Consider the following 16,947-nt stretch of genomic DNA (forward strand, 5'->3'; position numbering starts at 1 on the left):
CGTGAGGAAGATTTCACCCCCCTTGCTGTTGTGCACGAAAGGCACAAGTTCTGTCACGAGAACGACAAGAAACGCGCCGTGAGGCTCAGGAGGCTGACATGCCAGGACTTAAGAAAATTCTTTTGGTAGATGATGATGACGATCTGCGCGAAGCGCTTGCTGAACAGCTGGTTGCGACGGAAGATTTCGATGTATTCGAGGCAGATTGCGGCGCGGCCGGCGTAGAGAAGGCCAAGGCTGGGCTGTATGATCTGGTGATTTTGGACGTTGGCCTGCCTGATACCGACGGGCGTGAGCTGTGTAAAAAGCTTCGCAAACAAGGGGTTAAATGCCCTATCATTATGCTGACCGGGCATGACACCGATGCGGATACGATCTTGGGGCTGGATTCAGGTGCCAATGATTATATCACCAAACCGTTCAAATTCCCGGTGCTTTTGGCGCGTCTGCGTGCCCAGTTGCGCACGCATGAACAGTCCGAAGACGCTGTTTTTCAGCTTGGCCCGTATACGTTCAAACCCGCGCTGAAAGTGCTGGTCGATGATAAGGACAAAAAAGTTCGTCTGACCGAGAAAGAGACGAATATTTTGAAGTTCCTTTACCGCGCCACCGATGGCGTCGTGCCGCGCGATATTTTGCTGCATGAGGTCTGGGGATATAACGCAGGGGTCACCACCCACACGCTTGAAACCCACATTTACCGCCTGCGCCAGAAAATTGAGCCCGATCCCTCAAACGCACGGTTGCTTGTGACCGAAAGCGGCGGCTACCGTCTGGTGGCATAAGCTGTAAGCTAAATATGACCCCCGGCATTGTCCGGGGGTTGTGTTTATGATGGCAGGCGTAGCCCCAAGGTCATATCAGCGCATAGGGTTGGCACAGTGTCCTGATCGCTGTCGATCAACTGGCGATATGCGGTCATATACAATGCCGCATCCGCAATCTTGGCGATAAACTCATCGCTGAGCACCAGCTCGGTTTCCGGCCCGTCAGCAGCGCTGATCCGAAGGGTTTTGGCGACAGTATCACGCAAGGTGGCGCGATCTTGGTCAGGATCATCTTGCAGCGCATGCAACATCATATTGACGAAATTCTGCGGGCGGGTGGTGGCGCGACGCGCCCGAATCGCATCGTTAAACGCCACACGGTCAAATTGTTCTTTGGGTAGGTCAAGCATGGCTTTGGGATCAGGGATCTGGGCGATTGTGGCTTCGGATTGGGCGCCAAAGGCAAAGACATCGATGACATTTTCGAACGGCTTGGCACGTGGGTCTGTGATCAGCGCGGCATATTGCGTGACCTCGCAGCCGTTCAGATCCTTGACGGTTTCGCCCAAGCTACGTGTCCAGACCATCAGGCGACCCAGATCCGCGTGGCTCATCGGGACAAATTCTACCTGCGTATCAGGACCTGCGGCGATAAAACCACCTTTGTCCAGCGTGATTTTGGAACCATTCAGCACGGCATTGATCGGTGAAAATAACAGCCGTTGATCGGCCGCCGGATCAGAGCGGCGGGTATTTTCGGCGCTGGGGCGATCTTCGCGTGTCAAATGGCGGCTGGTGATTCGCAGTGTGTCTTTCGTCACCCGATAATCCAGAACCAGCCCATCCCACATTGGATCGCAATATTTCGCATCTTCGCAGGAGGCGGCATCAGGCAGCGCCATTGACGCAAATCCAACTGTCAAAGTTGCACCATTCACCTGCAAATGCACATATCGGTCAGACACCTCTGCCGAATTGAAAATAGGGTCCACCAGCGCGTAGGCGCCGTCGGGCAATGTGGTGGGTGCGGTTTGCGCCAAGCCCATTGCGGGTAGGGCAAAGGCAATCGCCGCAGCTGCAAGAAGAACACGCATGAATAATCCATAGGGAGAGTGAATGCCGCCATCATCGGCACATTCGCGGCAGGTGCAACCCTATCAAAGCTGCACAGTTATACGGTCGGATAGATGCCATCTTCGGCGTCTTCAAGGGTAATCCCCAACGCATTTAAACCGTCTTCCAACTGATCGGATAGCAGCGGATTATCCAGCAGATAATCCTCGGTGGGGATGGTGGCTTCGGACTGCGCCTGCAGTTTGGCATCCGCAAAATCGTCGACGTCATATGTCTCGCGGCCGATCCACATCACGGCGGTCAGCTCTGCCTTTTCATCGTCATTCAGCCCTGCAATGAAAGCCCTGATTTCATTTGATTTTCCTGAACCAGGCATGCCAGAATCGAACTTGCGTGCGCGGTGGATGACATGTGCGATTTTCGCGGGGCTAAGCGTGAGCATTTTAAACACCTCCGATGGGAGTTCACTGTTGCGCGGCTTAGCGTGCCACGCAAGCGCGAATGCGTCACTCTTGCCCGGTCAGCAGCGGCGAGGACAGCGCGCGTGGGCTGATATCTACTGAATTTGGCGCTTCAAACACCTGATCTTCGCCTACCACGCCCATGGCTTCAAATTTCCGTGCTGCGGGCAGTACGCGGGTCTCAAGCGAGCCTACGGCGCGATTATAGCGTTCAACCGACTGTTGTAAGGCACGCCCGATCCCATCGACATGGCTGCCGAAGAGTTTCAGCCTATCATACAGGTCTTTAGCAGTCTTCTGGACTTCTTGTGCGTTCTTGGCCATTTTGTCTTGTTGCCAGCCATATGCGATGGCTTTGATCAGGGCCATCAATGTGGTGGGACTGGCGATCAGCACTTTGTTTTGGAACGCATATTCTATCAGGCCTGGATCAGCCTCGGCGGCGGCGGCCACAAAGGTTTCGCCGGGGATGAACATGACAACGAAATCGGGCGTTCCATCAATATTGGCCTGATAGGATTTTGACGACAACGCCTTCACATGGGCGCGCACATGGCCAGCATGGCGTGCGATGGCGGCAGATTGCTGGTCAGGCGTCTCTGCCTCCAGCGCGTCCAGATACGCCTCTAGCGGGGTCTTGGCATCGACCACAATAGAGCGGCCACCGGGAATATGCACCACGGCGTCCGGGCGCAATGCGCCGGTTTCTGTCGCGATATGATGTTCCAGATGGAAATCGACATTCTCTGACATGCCGGCCATTTCAAACACCTGGCGCAATTGCATCTCGCCCCAGCGGCCCCGGGTTTTGGGTGCGCGCAGGGCCTGCACCAATTTGCGAGTCTCCTGCCCCAAGTGCGCCTGCCCCTGCGCCAAAATCTGCACCTGTTGATGGATCGCGCCATAGGCTTCGCCGCGCGATTTTTCGATGTCCGAGATTTGCTGCCCAAATTGCCCAAGCCGTTCGTTCAGCGGTTTGACCAAGGTTTCAATCGCGATCCTACGGCGGTCCAGATCATCGCGGGCCACTTGCTCGTGGGTTTTGAACCGCTCTGAGACAAGGTTCAAAAAGGCCTCAGAATTTTGGGTCAGAATGCCAGTGGCCACGCTAGAGAATTTATCGGTGATCTCTTGCTTCATTCCGCGCAGCTCTTCCAGCCGTGCTTCATGTTCCCGGCGAAGACTGTGCAGCGCCTGCTCAACCTGGACACGGTGCTGAAATTCGCCTTTCAGCTGTTCGCGGGTGGTGGCCAGATCGCGTTCCAGGTCGGGAACACGCTGGGCCTGCACCTCTTCCATCAATAGGGCTTCGCGCAGGGCGGTGGCCTCCGCGCGATAGGGGGCGGCCTGTGCCAAATCCTGCCGGGCCTGCGACAGGCGGCGACGGGTGGATTGCCACAAGATCAGCAAAAAAACCGCCAGCAACAGCAAGGCGATCACAGCCTGTGCCAACGGATCCTTCAGATCCAGGACGAATGTGCCAATTTGAATCATGTGCGGCCGAACAATCGTTCAATATCGGCCAACTTCAGTTCCACATAGGTGGGGCGGCCGTGGTTACACTGACCTGAATGTGGTGTCGCCTCCATTTCGCGCAGCAAAGCGTTCATTTCTTCTGCACGCATCCGTCGACCCGAACGGATAGAGCCATGACAGGCCATGCGCGACAAGACTGCCTCGATCTTGGCCTGCACCAGCTGGCTGTCGCCCAAATCGGACAGTTCATCCAGCACATCCATCACCAGCGCCTCGGCGTTGATTTCGCCCAGACAGGCCGGGGTTTCACGCACCGCAACCGCTGTGCCGCCAAAGGGCTCCAGCGTCAGCCCCAGTGCGGTCAGCGCCTCGGCATGATCAAGCAGCAGCTGCGCATCACCGGCGGACAGGTCCACCACCTCTGGTATCAATAAGGCCTGCGCAGGCACGCGGTTTTCGGCCATCTGACGTTTCAGCTTTTCATAGACCAGCCGCTCATGCGCCGCATGTTGATCGACAATGACCATGCCCGTGGCCGTCTGCGCGATGATATAGTTTTCATGCACCTGCGCGCGGGCGGCACCCAATGGCGCATCGGTTTGGGCGCTGTCGCCGTCTTCCATCCTGGCCGAGGTCAGCGGGGCGTCAAAGGCCATCGCCCCTTCGTCAAAACTGGCAGGGCGGGTCTGGGCATAACTGGGCGCGGGCTGAAACCCGGGCTGCATCATTGGTGCCTGTGCTGCGTAGCTGGCACGGGTGGCCCCGACGGACGGGCGGTCCATCTGATAGATCCGCGGCCGCATGCCTGCGGCGGCGTGATTCGCCATCGGCTCGCGCACCGGCTCGGGGCGCATCGCGCCCAATGTGGCCTCTGCCACGGTGGTCGACGCACGGTGGCCCACACTGCCCAATGCATGGCGCAGCCCAGTCACGATCAATCCGCGCACCATCGCAGCATCGCGGAACCGGACCTCTGCTTTGGCGGGGTGCACGTTTACATCCACGCGCTCTGGGTCGCAGGTCACAAACAGCGCGGCGGCGGGATGGCGGTCACGCGACAGAAAATCCATATAGGCGGCGCGCAAGGCCCCGATCAGCATTTTGTCGCGCACGGGACGACCATTGACGAATAGAAATTGCTCGACTGCAGCGCCGCGCGAATAGGTCGGCAACGCCGCATAGCCGGTCAGGCGGACCCCGTCGCGTTCGGCATCGATCTGGATGGCGTTATCCGCGAATTGCCGCCCGATCACACGGGCCAGCCGCATCTGTAGCGCGTTAAACATTTCGCCCTGTTCGGCATCGGCGCGAAAAATCTCGCGTTCACGTTTTCCATCCGACACATCGCGCAGCGTAAAGCTGACCTTGGGTTCGGCCATGGCCAGCCGTTTGATGACATCGGCAATCGCCTGTGCCTCGGCGCGGTCGGTACGCATGAATTTCAGACGGGCAGGGGTGGCGAAGAACAAGTCGCGCAGCTCCACCACCGTGCCGGAATTCAGGGCTGCGGGTTTGACGGGGCTGGCGGCGCCGCCGCTGATGGTAATCGTGGCGCCATCTTCGCCCACGACGCGGGACTGAATGGTCAGCCGGCCCACGGCGCCAAGGCTTGGTAAGGCCTCACCGCGGAAGCCAAAGGTATGGATGTTCAGCAGGTCAGAGCCGTCGATCTTTGACGTGGCATGGCGTGACAAGGCCAAAGGCAAATCCTGCGCCGTCATACCGCAGCCATTGTCGGTCACACGGATAAGGGTTTTCCCACCATCGGCATAGGCGACATCAATGCGTTTTGCGCCCGCGTCCAGTGCGTTTTCTACCAGCTCTTTTACCGCGCTTGCAGGCCGTTCCACGACCTCGCCGGCGGCGATCCGGTTCGCCGCCTGATCGTCCAGCTGACGAATAATAGGGCGTTTTTGGCTGATATGGGGGGTGGATATGCTCATGCCACCAGCCCTAGCATAAATAAACCGGCGCTGAAACGGATTCGGCGCCGGTTTCAAATGGATATCTTGTCGGTGTTAATTCAGCCCGACAGGGCGCCCCACCACAACAAATCTCAGCGCATCGGCGGCCAGCAAGCGTTTCGCAACCCGTGAAATATCTTCACGCGTGACCGCCATCACCTTGTCATTGCGGCTGTTGATATAGTCGATAGGCATATCCGAAAGCTGCATTCCGGCCAGGATCGAGGCAATCTGACCATTGCCGTCAAAGCGCAGCGGATAGGCGCCGGTCAGATAGGTTTTGGCGTTTTCCAGCTCGGCATCGGTGACCTCGCCAGTGGCCGCGCGGGCCCATTCTGCCTTTACGACATCAATCGCCTCTGCCGTCTTTTCATTTGCAGACGAGAACCCGCCTTGCCATGTCTGCGCCAGATCCTTGTCGACCAGATAGGTGTAGATGCCATAGGTCAAACCGCGTTTTTCGCGCACTTCTGTCATCAACCTTGACGAAAACCCACCCGCGCCAATGATCTGGTTTAACACAAAGGCCGGAAAGAAATCGGGATCATTCATGCCGATGGCTGCTTGCCCAAAGACAACAACGGATTGCGGGCTGTCATAATCGATCTGGGTAACGCCACCGGTCAGGCCAATCGTGGCCGCGGGCGGCATGGGTGCACCGGCTTCTGGCAGATCGCCCAGCAGGCGGTCCAGCATCGGCCCCAGCTCTTGTGGGGTGATATCCCCCACCGCCGAAACCACCATGCGATCTCGAGCCATTACGCGGGCCTTGGCGTCAAACATGTCCTCCCGGGTCAGGGCCTTCACGCTTTGTGCCGTGCCGTTCAATGAGGTGGCATAGGGATGGTCGCCATAGGCCTGCGCGTTGAACGCGGTGCCAGCCATATCATTGGGGTCGCGCTGTTCCGAGGCGATAATGGATTGGACCTGACCGCGCACCCGGTCCACCGCTGTTTGATCGAACCGTGGGTTCACCAAAGCCTCGCGCAGCAAGGTGACGGCCTGATCGCGATTTTCACTAAGCATTCGGGCGGACACAGACAGGCTGTCATCCCCGACATTGAAACGGAATTGCGCCGCCAGTGCCTCTTGGGCGGCCGCGAAATCCTGGCTGTTCATCTGGCCAGCGCCTTCTTCCAGCGTGGCGGTCATCAGGTTGATTTCACCGCGTTTTCCCTCCGCATCCAGGCTGGCGCCGCCTTTGAAACGGATTTCCAGTGCCGTAAAGGGGATATCATGCGCCTCGACCAACCATGCGGTGATCCCACCGGGGGAGGTGACTTCTTGGATATCCACCGCGCGGGCGGGCAATGTTGTCAGCGTGACAAACATAAGTGCGATCAGGGCGCGGATCATTGCGAGACCTCCGGTGCGGCAGCAGGTTGGATCAAGATGCCTGTAACGGCATGGCGGCGATCAAAGACCGATTTCGCGGCGGCCATAACATCCTCTTCCGTAACGGCGGTCAGCACATCCGGCCAGGCCTGCACATCTGCAATGGTGAACCCCGATGCCAGGGCTTCGCCATAGCGGCGCGCCAGCCCGTTTACATCATCTTCGGCATAAATCTGCGCGGCATGGATCTGGGTTTTGATCCGGGCAAATTGATCAGGGTCGATGCCCTCTTGCAGGAATTCAGCCAAAGCGCGGTCCAGCGCCGCTTCGGCCTCGGCTGGGGTGACATCTGCGGCAGGGATAACCGACAGGCCAAAGGTCGTGTCGTCAATGGACATGCCATTATACCACGCGCCCACGTAAATCGCCTCTCCGGTGCCAAACAGCAGCTTTTGCCCCAGAACTGAGGTTTGGGCATTGCCGCCCAACAGCTCTGCCAAGACCGTCAATGCCGCAGCCTGAGACTGATCGCCAGGATCTCGTTCCGGCGCCAGATAGCTGCGTGTCACAGCCGGCTGCGCCACGCGATCATCTTCCAATGTCATCCGGCGCTCGGACAATTGTGGTGGCTCTTGTGGCCGCGCACGCGGGGGCAGATTGTCGGATGGGGCAAGGGGGCCGTAATATTGCTCGGCCAAGGTTTTGACCTGCTCTGGCGTGACATCGCCGGCGACAACCAGAACCGCGTTATTGGGCGCGTAATAGCGTTGATACCACGCGATGGCATCATCGCGGGTCAGTTGCTCCATCTCTTGGCGCCAGCCGATGATGGGCGTGCCGTAGGGGCTGTTCAGATATTGCGCGGCATTGCGTTGTTCAGCAAAAAGGGCGCGCGGGTCGCTATCGGTGCGTTGGGCGCGTTCTTCCAAGATCACCTCGCGTTCGGTTTGCCAATCATCGGGCGAGATTTGCAGATCGCGCATCCGGTCAGCTTCCATTTTCATCACCATTTCCAGACGATCCGCGGCGATCCGTTGGAAATAAGCGGTATAATCATAGCTGGTAAACGCATTGTCCGACCCACCATTGGCCGAAACTGTCTTGGAAAATTCACCCGCGGCAAGGTCATCTGTGCCCTTGAACATCAGATGTTCCAGATAATGCGCGATGCCAGATTTTCCCCGCACCTCATCAGCGGAGCCTGCCTTGTACCAAACCATCTGCACAACAACCGGGGCACGGTGATCTTCGATTACAACCGCCTGTAAGCCATTGTCCAATGTAAACGAACTGACGTCTGCCGCATGAACCGCTGGGGCCAGGGACATCGCGCCAACGGACAGGGCAGTGGCGAAAAATGCGCGTAACATGGGCACCTCTTGTTAATTTTGCGCCACGCTACGCGAGATCTTGCCGATCGGGAACCCGCTTGACGCGGAGTTGATCAGAGCGCGAGCTTGGTAAATATTCCCTAAATCCATGCCAGTTCCATCGCCACACAGCCAAGGGGCATGGCAATGAACCATTCGATGGGAATATCAAATTTTACTGAACCGACTGCTGGGCCGCAGCGGAGGGCGGTGCGCTGGGCGTTTTGGCCCCGGCTTTGCGCCAGAACTCCAGTTCGGCTTCCTGATCCAGAGCCATCGGCGCATAGGCGCGGTAATAGATGGTGTTTTGGAACAGGCGCTGCAGTAAGCGGCCATCATTGGCCTTGCGATAGGCCAGGTCCTCGGCGGCCAAGGTCTGGCGAATGCCCGGATCTGTGCCATTCCGGCTGGCATAGGCGACGATGCCGTTATCGGGCACATTGCCGGTAACGTTGAACGTGTTGGGATTTCCGCCAAGCGCCGCAACTGCGTCGCGTTCCGGTGTAGGATCCGTGATATTGCCGCCACCGGGTGTTGGTGCGGGCAGGCTGGCCAGATCGGTTGGCATCTCCAACGGCTTGGTCGGTAAGATGGCAAATTCATCCGGCCCGGTTGCCGTTTTCAAAAACATAAGTTTGGGCGCGCGGTCCGATCCACATGCGGACAGCGAAAGCACAGCCGCAACTGCGATCCCCAGCATTCTGCCTGTCTGCATGGTCATCTCCTTCAAACGTCTTTGTTCCTCATAACCGATCACCCGCGCGGCGTCACCACCCGATTGCGTCGGTCGCTTATTCTGTCGTGGCACGATCTGTGCCGGTCGTAAACAGGGCAAGCCCCGCCGCACCGGCAAAGATCGCAATGTCTGCAACGTTGAAAGAAAACGGATTTTGCCATCCAGGCAGGGACATGTTGATGAAATCCGCAACCGCACCATAAGCCACACGGTCGATCACATTCCCGAGCGCGCCACCGATCAAGAACCCGGCGGAGACCTGCACTTTGAAAGAGACGGGTTCGCGCGAAATCCAACGCCACACCCACAGCGAAATCGCTAACGCCAGCGCAATCAGCACCCAGCGGGTCAATTCCGTTTCCCCGGAAAACAGTCCGAAATTCACCCCTTGGTTCCACGCCATGCGAAAATTCAGCCACGGGGGGATGACATCAATTGCCAGCTGATCTTTCAGCCCCAATACCTGCACCACTGCAAATTTTGTGATCTGATCCAAGACCAAGATCCCAGCCGCCCATCGTGCTGCAATACGCATGTAGCCGTTCTCCGCTTTTGACGTCAAAATGATCTAGCGACCGCGCGACGCCGGGGCAAGCCATCCGTGGCTGAACCCTTGGGGAAAAGTCGAAAAACCATAAAAAAGGGGCGGGTTGTCGCCAACCCGCCCCAATAGCGTAGATCATGCCCGCTTAATGGCGGAAGTGGCGCATTCCTGTGAACACCATCGCCAGTCCGCGCTCATTGGCGGCATCGATCACTTCCTGGTCGCGCATCGAGCCGCCGGGCTGGATGATCGCGGTGGCGCCTGCTTCGGCTGCCGCAATCAGGCCGTCAGCGAAGGGGAAGAACGCATCCGACGCCACGACTGATCCTTTGGTGGGCGTTTGCTCGAAACCGCAGGCTTCCATCATATCTTCGGCCTTGCGCGCGGCGATCCGGGTGGAATCGATCCGGCTCATTTGGCCTGCGCCCACACCAACGGTGGCACCGTCTTTGACATAGATAATCGCATTAGATTTGACGTGTTTTGCGACTTTCCACGCGAAAAGCATATCTTTCAGCTCTTGTTCGGTGGGCTGACGCTCGGTCACGACTTTCAGATCATCCAGTGTGATCACACCATTGTCTTTACCTTGCACCAAGAAGCCGCCAGCGACCTGACGATAGGTGGTGATGGTCGACAACGGATCAGGCAAGGCGCCGGTTTCCAACAGGCGCACGTTCTTCTTCTTGGCGATGATCGCCTTCGCATCTTCATCGACTTTGGGCGCGATAATCACCTCAGAGAAGATCTGAGTGATTTCTTCTGCCGTGGGCGCATCCAGCGTTTTGTTCAACGCGATGATCCCCCCAAATGCCGAAGTCCGATCGCAATCGAATGCCCGCTTATAGGCCTCAATTACGGTGCTTCCTGTGGCCACGCCGCATGGGTTGGCATGTTTGATGATGGCGACGGCAGGTGTGTTTGTACCAAATTCGGACACCAGCTCAAACGCCGCGTCAGTGTCATTGATATTGTTATATGACAGCTCTTTGCCTTGCAGCTGTGTCGCGGTGGCGACGCCGGGGCGATTGGTGCCGTCCAGATAGAAGGCCGCCTGCTGATGCGGGTTTTCGCCGTAACGCAGAGTCTGCGCGATCTCACCGGCAAAGGCGCGGCGGCGCGGCGTGGGTTCGCCAATGGCGCCGGCCATCCATGTGCTGACCGCGGCATCATAGGCGGCGGTGCGGGCATAGGCGGTCTGCGCCAGCTTTTGGCGGAAGGGCAATGTGGTCTTGCCGTCATTCGCATCCAATTCCGCCAGCACGGCGCTGTAATCTTCGACATCGACAACGGTACCCACGAAGCCGTGGTTCTTGGCGGCGGCGCGGATCATGGCAGGACCGCCGATGTCAATATTTTCGATACAGTCGTCATAGGCGGCGCCCTTGGCCACCGTGGCCTCAAACGGATACAGGTTCACAACCAGCAGGTCGATTTCCAAGATATCATGCGCCTTCATGGCGGCCAGATGTTCGTCATTGTCGCGCAGGGCCAGCAGGCCACCATGCACTTTGGGGTGCAGGGTCTTCACGCGACCATCCATCATTTCGGGGAAGCCGGTTACATCGGCAACATCGCGCACCGAAAGACCGGCTTCGCGCAAGGCTTTTGCTGTGCCGCCTGTCGACAGCAGCTCAACGCCGCGCGCGGCCAAGCTTTGGGCGAAATCGATCAGCCCGGTCTTGTCAGAGACAGAGATCAGGGCGCGGGTCAGCGGAACGGGACGGGTGGCGGCTTGGGTCACGGGCAGCATCCTAGCATCAGTTTACAAATCAGACGCGATCCGAGTCGTCTTCCAGATCGCGGATGGCTGCGGGGGTATCCTGTGCTTTCGCGAAGGTCCAGTTAATCTGGCACGCATAGTCAAGAACCTTGCTGGAAAGCACGATTTGCAGCGCTGGACGCGGGCGAATGCGGCCTTTTTCCAGATAAACGGAAGGTTCCAGCGCCAGCTGGGCGACCTCATCATGGCGAAAGACCCAGATCTCACCGGATTTCAGCGCGATAGACACCGCATGCCCGCCCATGTCCAATGTGGCATCGGCATCGGGGTGAATATGGAAACGAATGTCAAATGGGATGCCGCGCAATTTTTCCCGTTCAAAGATGGTTTCAAACCTTCGGCGGTCTTGCGCTGTCATTGCACCCAAAGTGTCGCAGCCCTTCAGCAGCCTACCATCGGGCGACAAAAGCAATTCCCGCATATGGGTCATACCATGGGTGGGCACGTAGCCATCATGGCCGAAAATGCGGTGATGGAACGGGTCATGTTCGGTCTTGGCCCATGTCTGGCTGGGCGTTTCGTCCAACCAGATCGCCGGAGAGCGCCCAAGCCCGCGTTCGGGCCCTAACCGGGACGAAGAAAATCCTTCAATCGACAAGGTAGAATGGCTGGGCGTGGCCCGCCCTGCGCGGTGCCATTCGCGGCCAAACTGTTCGCCCGACCCACAAGATACGATAACCTGACGGCGGCCGGAGCTTAGTTCAAACGCCAAGGTGGACGCATGCGCATCAGCCGATGCCGCGCCTTTGGGCGGGGTGGCCGCATCAACGATCACGGTGCAACGCCCGGCTTGCATCCGTGCAAATCCCATTGCCGGGCCTGGCTGTGCCGCGCCTTTGGTCTGCGACCCCGATAACACCTGATCCAGCCGGCCTTCGGCACCGCGCCCGCCACCGTGGAACCGCGCCAATGTGCCATCGGCGTGGCGCAATGTGCGAAGTGTTGGCGCAATGCGGTCAATCGCAGAGAGATGTTCAACCGAAATGTTCCGCCCGGCTTCGCGCAGGGCAATCCGCGCCCAGCCCAGCAGCGTGAACACCTCAAGCAGTTCTTCCGGGTTGCGGGTGGGGATTCCGCCTTGCGCATCAATCTGTGCATCGCATTCGCGTGACAACGCCTGAATGGCGGGATCGGCAAGCGCTTCCATGCCTGTCAGCGACAAGCTGGCATAAATCAACCCGGTCAGGGCCTCGAACCGGGGCAGGCCTGGCGGGGCAGATTTCCACCGTCTGGACAGATACTGGGTTTGTGCGCCAAGGCTTGCGAAAAACTGATTGGCAAAACTGCGCTCTTGCCCGTTCAGCAGCATCAATGCGTGGTTGATCCAACGGATCACCCGCCGCCCTGTAAGGTCAGGCTGCCATCCCATGCCAGAACCATCGCCGAATCGCGTGATCCAGTCACCGACCCAGTCTTGTGATAAAACGCGGCTTTGGCGGTCACCGACGGCGGCCAGATCATCAAGCCAGGTGAAACCATGCAGGGCCTCATCAAAGGCGGGATCGGGCACCGGCAAATTCCATATGGATTGATCGGGTGCCTCGATCAGGAAACCCGCGAACAGAAAGTTTCCGGCCATCAGTTGCCGGCCCTTGGCGAAGGATCCTATGGTGCGGGGTTCTGGCTGGGAGACGAATCCGGATGCGGCCTGACCGCGTGCTGCGCGACGCGCTGCAAAACGGTTCAGGATATAGCTGATACGGGCTTGATTTTGCCCTGTTTTTACGCCTTGTGTCATGCCTGCCATGTTGCCCGTTACGGAAGGAATATTCCGCCTACCACCAATCTTGGTGCAACCTAGCGCCAAGGCGCAATGGAGTCACCTGACCGCAGGCTTAAATGGATGAGCGTTGCACGGTTGCGATAAAGAACCCGTCCATTCCGCCACGATCCGCCCAATAATCGGGCCGCAGGCGCAATCCGCCTTGCGGGGTTTGCCAGTGCGGCTCCACGCCGGGAAGGTCGATTGGCAGGACCGTCAGATCAGGATTGCGTTCCAAGGCGGCATGCAGCTGCAGTTCACCTTCTTCGGGCAGTAAGGAACAGGTGCAATAGACCAAGCGCCCGCCTGGTTTCAGCCAGGTCAGCGCTCGATCAAACATCTGGGCTTGCAGCGCGAATAATGGCTTGATCGAGGCCGAATCCTTGATCAAAGGCAGTTCGGGATGACGGCGGATAGTGCCGGTGGCCGAACAAGGGGCATCCAGCAAAATCGCGTCAAATTGCGTATCTGGGGTCCAATGCATCGCATCGGCGGCGACCACCTGCGCTGATAGCCCACATCGCGACAGGTTCTCATGCAGCCTTTCCAGGCGGGGTTTTGAAATATCCAAGGCTGTAACCTGTGCGCCGGTCTGCGCCAATTGTAATGTCTTGCCGCCCGGGGCTGCGCAGAGATCCAGTACATGCTCGTCCGGTTGCGCATGAAGTGCGCGAGCCGCCATTGCGGCACCGGCGTCTTGTACCCACCAGTCACCACTGTCGAAGCCGGGCAGTTTGGACAATTGCCCCACATGCGCCAACCGCACTGAGCCGGTGGGCAGGACCTCGCCTTCCAGCCGCTCCGCCCAATCGGCCGCATCTGATTTCACCGTCAGGTCGACGGGTGCGCCTGCGTGATGTGCGACTTCGATCTTTTGCGTGTCGACCTTGCCATATGCGGAATTTAGTCGCCCGCGCAGCCAGCTGGGCAGCTGTGGGGCGGGAAGGGTGTCCCAGCGCGCCCGGTCCTCCGCCACTTTGCGCGAGACGGCATTCACCAAACCTGAATAAGCCGAGAGCTTTTGCCCCGCAGATCGGCACAGTGTCACCGCCGCATCGACAGCGCCATATGGAGCGACGCCCTCCACGCAGATTTCAACAGTGGTCAGGCGCAGAAGGGCTATGACATCTGTGGGCGGCTTGCGTTTAAGAAAGGGCTTGAGCATCGCATCGGCGTCTTGCAAATGGCGCAAGACGGAGGTGGCAAGACGCTGGGCGCGGGCGCGCTCCGGCGGGCTAAGCCCATCTAGAGCCTCTTGCGCGATCTGCTCCGCCAGGCTTTCGCGGTCCTCCAACGTTCCCACAATGAGAGCAAGGGCCGCACGGCGTGCGGGGTCGGGTCTGGCCATGTCGGCCTCCTGCTTGTGACGATTGCTTTAGGCGCCTATATCATGATGGACCCCAAGACAAGGAGTGCCCCATGTCAGATTCTGATGAAACACCCCAAGCCGCGGTTGATTTACCGCCTGCCGCTCAGCGTGCGTTGGCTGAAGCAAAGGCACGCCGAGAGGCCGCAGCAGATGCTGCCTTGCCGGTCGAGCTGGGCGGGCGCGACGGCCCAGAAGCCACGCGCTTCGGCGATTGGGAACGCAAAGGTATTGCAGTTGATTTTTAAGCGATTTGACTGATTGGGGCGTGATGGTGTCTGGCGCTGGAGGGGCTTTGCCCCGACCGGTTTTGCTGGGGCTCGACGCCCCAGCAAAACCGGCCCCCCAGGATATTTTTCGGCAAGCTAAAGTAAGGATTTAGGCGCGTTTGGCAACCGGGATGTTCAGCAGTTCGAGGACTTTGGCCGCAATTTTTTCGGCGTTTAACCCGGCTGCACGATACATGGATTCGGCAGAGGCGTGATTGATGAAATCATCTGGTAAAACCATTGAACGATAGCTGAAGCCGTGGTCGAAAACACCTTTTTCCGCAAGGAACTGCGCCACATGGCTGCCAAACCCGCCGATTGCGCCTTCTTCAATGGTGATGAGCGCCTCATGGTTGGCCACCAATTGTAAAATCAGATCTTTGTCGAGTGGCTTGCAAAAGCGGGCGTCGGCCACAGTCGGAACGATTCCACGCACGCGCAGTGCTTCGCTGGCTTTAAGCACTTCGCTCAGGCGCGTGCCATAGCTGAGGATGGCAACTTTCGCGCCTTCTTCGATGATGCGGCCACGGCCAATTTCCAACGGGGTTCCCTCGGAGGGCATGTCGACCCCCATGCCTTCGCCTCTTGGATAGCGGAAAGCGGACGGACGGTCGTTGATGGCGGCAGCGGTGGCGACCATATGGACCAGTTCTGCCTCATCGGCGGCGGCCATCACCACCATATCGGGCAGGTTAGCAAGGAAGCAGACATCAAAGCTGCCTGCATGAGTGGCGCCGTCTGCGCCGACAAGCCCGGCGCGATCAATAGCAAAGCGGACCGGCAGTTTCTGAATCGCCACATCATGCACGATTTGATCGTAGCCGCGCTGGAGAAATGTCGAATAGATCGCGCAAAATGGTTTAAGCCCTGCACCGGCAAGCCCGGCCGAGAAGGTCACGGCGTGTTGTTCTGCGATACCAACGTCAAAGGTACGGCGCGGGAACCGTTCACCAAACAGTTTAAGCCCGGTGCCATCGGGCATGGCGGCCGTGACGCCAACAATTTTTTCGTCTTTTTCTGCTTCCCGGATCAGGCTTTCTGCGAAGACTTTGGTATATTGCGGGGCGTTGGAGGGGGATTTTTTCTGCTCCCCTGTCGCCACATTGAATTTTGCCGTGGCGTGGCCTCCGTCAGGGCGGCTTTCGGCGTGGGAGTAGCCTTTGCCTTTTCGGGTCAACGCATGGATCAGGACAGGGCCGGTGGCACGGGCCTTGAGCGTGCGCAGAAGCGGCAGCAGGCTGTCCAGATCATGGCCGTCGACCGGGCCGACATAGGTGAAACCCAATTGTTCAAATAGGGTGCCGCCCATCGCCATACCTTTGAGCATTTCTTTTGCACGACGAGCCCCCTCTTTAAATGGCTCTGGCAGGAAGGTTTTGGCGGCGCCCTTGGCGACCTCTTTCAGGTCTTGCAGCGGAGCTTCGGAATACAGCCGTGTCAGATAGGTCGATAATGCGCCAACGGGGGGGGCGATCGACATTTCATTGTCATTTAGCACGACAAACATACGGTTCTTCAGGTGGCCGCCGTGATTGAGTGCCTCAAATGCCATGCCGCCGGACATTGCGCCATCCCCGATGATCGCGATTGCATCGCCGGTATCTGCGCCCAATTCATGCGCGGCAGAAAACCCGACGGCGGCAGAAATCGAGGTCGAACTGTGGCCTGCGCCAAATGGGTCATAAGCGCTTTCCGAACGTTTGGTGAAACCGGACAAGCCGTTTTCCATGCGCAAGGTACGGATGCGGTCGCGCCGCCCTGTAAGGATTTTATGCGGATAGCACTGATGGCCGACATCCCAGATGATCTTATCGCGCGGGGTATCAAACACCGCGTGCAGGGCCACGGTCAGCTCTACAACGCCTAAGCCCGCGCCAAGATGCCCGCCAGTTTCCGACACGGCCGCAATCGTTTCCTGGCGCAATTCATGTGACAGCTGCACCAGCTCGCGGTCACTAAGCCCTTTCATGTCAGAAGGCAGATGCACGCGATCCAAAAGCGGTGTGCGGGACAGCTGGTCAGTCATGGCTTCGGTCTTTC

14 protein-coding genes are annotated in these 16,947 nt (G+C 58.4%); 2 read left to right on the plus strand and 12 right to left on the minus strand.

Annotated features, from left to right (window positions below; genetic code table 11):
* Positions 1-98: 98 nt before the first annotated feature.
* A complete protein-coding gene (locus tag BFP70_RS06490; RefSeq protein WP_066010554.1) occupies positions 99-785 on the plus strand; it encodes a response regulator transcription factor in 687 nt (228 codons plus the stop codon).
* 44 nt (positions 786-829) lie between these two features.
* Here BFP70_RS06490 and BFP70_RS06495 read toward each other — a convergent pair whose 3' ends face one another.
* From BFP70_RS06495 to BFP70_RS06545, 11 genes are all read right to left on the minus strand, one after another.
* Positions 830-1,861, minus strand: coding sequence for a hypothetical protein (locus BFP70_RS06495; RefSeq protein WP_066010555.1), 1,032 nt, complete (start codon positions 1,859-1,861; stop codon positions 830-832).
* Positions 1,862-1,938: 77 nt separating this feature from the next.
* A complete protein-coding gene (locus BFP70_RS06500) occupies positions 1,939-2,283 on the minus strand; it encodes a DUF3775 domain-containing protein (RefSeq protein ID WP_066010556.1) in 345 nt (114 codons plus the stop codon).
* A 64-nt stretch (positions 2,284-2,347) separates the two neighbouring features.
* On the minus strand, positions 2,348-3,796 hold the full coding sequence (locus BFP70_RS06505) for a DNA recombination protein RmuC (protein WP_066010557.1): 1,449 nt from the start codon (positions 3,794-3,796) through the stop codon (positions 2,348-2,350).
* A complete protein-coding gene (gene mutL / locus BFP70_RS06510) occupies positions 3,793-5,721 on the minus strand; it encodes a DNA mismatch repair endonuclease MutL (protein WP_066010558.1) in 1,929 nt (642 codons plus the stop codon). The genes BFP70_RS06505 and mutL overlap by 4 nt, the downstream gene beginning before the upstream one ends.
* Before the next feature lie 75 nt (positions 5,722-5,796).
* Positions 5,797-7,098 (minus strand): pitrilysin family protein, encoded by a 1,302-nt coding sequence (locus tag BFP70_RS06515; RefSeq protein WP_141693125.1) that lies wholly within the window; start codon positions 7,096-7,098, stop codon positions 5,797-5,799.
* On the minus strand, positions 7,095-8,447 hold the full coding sequence (locus BFP70_RS06520) for a pitrilysin family protein (RefSeq protein ID WP_066010559.1): 1,353 nt from the start codon (positions 8,445-8,447) through the stop codon (positions 7,095-7,097). The genes BFP70_RS06515 and BFP70_RS06520 overlap by 4 nt, the downstream gene beginning before the upstream one ends.
* Positions 8,448-8,622: 175 nt before the next feature.
* Positions 8,623-9,162, minus strand: a complete 540-nt coding sequence (locus BFP70_RS06525; RefSeq protein WP_066010560.1) for a DUF3035 domain-containing protein — start codon at positions 9,160-9,162, stop codon at positions 8,623-8,625.
* Between the two features lie 76 nt (positions 9,163-9,238).
* Complete coding sequence (gene lspA / locus BFP70_RS06530) at positions 9,239-9,718, minus strand: signal peptidase II (RefSeq protein ID WP_066010561.1); 480 nt, start codon at positions 9,716-9,718, stop codon at positions 9,239-9,241.
* A gap of 154 nt (positions 9,719-9,872) precedes the next feature.
* A complete protein-coding gene (gene purH, locus BFP70_RS06535) occupies positions 9,873-11,471 on the minus strand; it encodes a bifunctional phosphoribosylaminoimidazolecarboxamide formyltransferase/IMP cyclohydrolase (RefSeq protein ID WP_255356625.1) in 1,599 nt (532 codons plus the stop codon).
* A gap of 28 nt (positions 11,472-11,499) precedes the next feature.
* Positions 11,500-13,248, minus strand: coding sequence for a heparinase II/III family protein (locus BFP70_RS06540; protein ID WP_066010931.1), 1,749 nt, complete (start codon positions 13,246-13,248; stop codon positions 11,500-11,502).
* A 97-nt stretch (positions 13,249-13,345) separates the two neighbouring features.
* The gene (locus BFP70_RS06545) at positions 13,346-14,620 is read right to left on the minus strand and encodes an RsmB/NOP family class I SAM-dependent RNA methyltransferase (protein WP_066010563.1); all 1,275 of its coding nucleotides are present in this window, start codon (positions 14,618-14,620) and stop codon (positions 13,346-13,348) included.
* Between the two features lie 71 nt (positions 14,621-14,691).
* On the opposite strand from BFP70_RS06545, the gene BFP70_RS06550 reads away from it, so the two are divergent.
* Positions 14,692-14,886 carry a DUF1674 domain-containing protein gene (locus tag BFP70_RS06550; protein ID WP_066010564.1) on the plus strand — a complete coding sequence of 65 codons (195 nt, stop codon included), beginning with the start codon at positions 14,692-14,694 and terminating at the stop codon, positions 14,884-14,886.
* A gap of 130 nt (positions 14,887-15,016) precedes the next feature.
* Here BFP70_RS06550 and dxs read toward each other — a convergent pair whose 3' ends face one another.
* Positions 15,017-16,933: a 1-deoxy-D-xylulose-5-phosphate synthase gene (gene dxs / locus BFP70_RS06555; RefSeq protein ID WP_066010565.1), complete on the minus strand. Its 1,917-nt coding sequence runs from the start codon at positions 16,931-16,933 to the stop codon at positions 15,017-15,019.
* Positions 16,934-16,947 lie beyond the last annotated feature (14 nt).

This window comes from Thioclava sp. SK-1, assembly GCF_001705665.1.
Taxonomy (GTDB): Bacteria; Pseudomonadota; Alphaproteobacteria; order Rhodobacterales; family Rhodobacteraceae; genus Thioclava.

Coding starts and splice junctions, on each gene's coding strand:
- BFP70_RS06490 (WP_066010554.1), top strand. CDS start 99: ATGCCAGGACTTAAGAAAATTCTTTTGGTAGATGATGATGACGATCTG.
- BFP70_RS06495 (WP_066010555.1), bottom strand. CDS start 1,861: ATGCGTGTTCTTCTTGCAGCTGCGGCGATTGCCTTTGCCCTACCCGCA.
- BFP70_RS06500 (WP_066010556.1), bottom strand. CDS start 2,283: ATGCTCACGCTTAGCCCCGCGAAAATCGCACATGTCATCCACCGCGCA.
- BFP70_RS06505 (WP_066010557.1), bottom strand. CDS start 3,796: ATGATTCAAATTGGCACATTCGTCCTGGATCTGAAGGATCCGTTGGCA.
- mutL (WP_066010558.1), bottom strand. CDS start 5,721: ATGAGCATATCCACCCCCCATATCAGCCAAAAACGCCCTATTATTCGT.
- BFP70_RS06515 (WP_141693125.1), bottom strand. CDS start 7,098: ATGATCCGCGCCCTGATCGCACTTATGTTTGTCACGCTGACAACATTG.
- BFP70_RS06520 (WP_066010559.1), bottom strand. CDS start 8,447: ATGTTACGCGCATTTTTCGCCACTGCCCTGTCCGTTGGCGCGATGTCC.
- BFP70_RS06525 (WP_066010560.1), bottom strand. CDS start 9,162: ATGCAGACAGGCAGAATGCTGGGGATCGCAGTTGCGGCTGTGCTTTCG.
- lspA (WP_066010561.1), bottom strand. CDS start 9,718: ATGCGTATTGCAGCACGATGGGCGGCTGGGATCTTGGTCTTGGATCAG.
- BFP70_RS06540 (WP_066010931.1), bottom strand. CDS start 13,248: ATGACACAAGGCGTAAAAACAGGGCAAAATCAAGCCCGTATCAGCTAT.
- BFP70_RS06545 (WP_066010563.1), bottom strand. CDS start 14,620: ATGGCCAGACCCGACCCCGCACGCCGTGCGGCCCTTGCTCTCATTGTG.
- BFP70_RS06550 (WP_066010564.1), top strand. CDS start 14,692: ATGTCAGATTCTGATGAAACACCCCAAGCCGCGGTTGATTTACCGCCT.
- dxs (WP_066010565.1), bottom strand. CDS start 16,933: ATGACTGACCAGCTGTCCCGCACACCGCTTTTGGATCGCGTGCATCTG.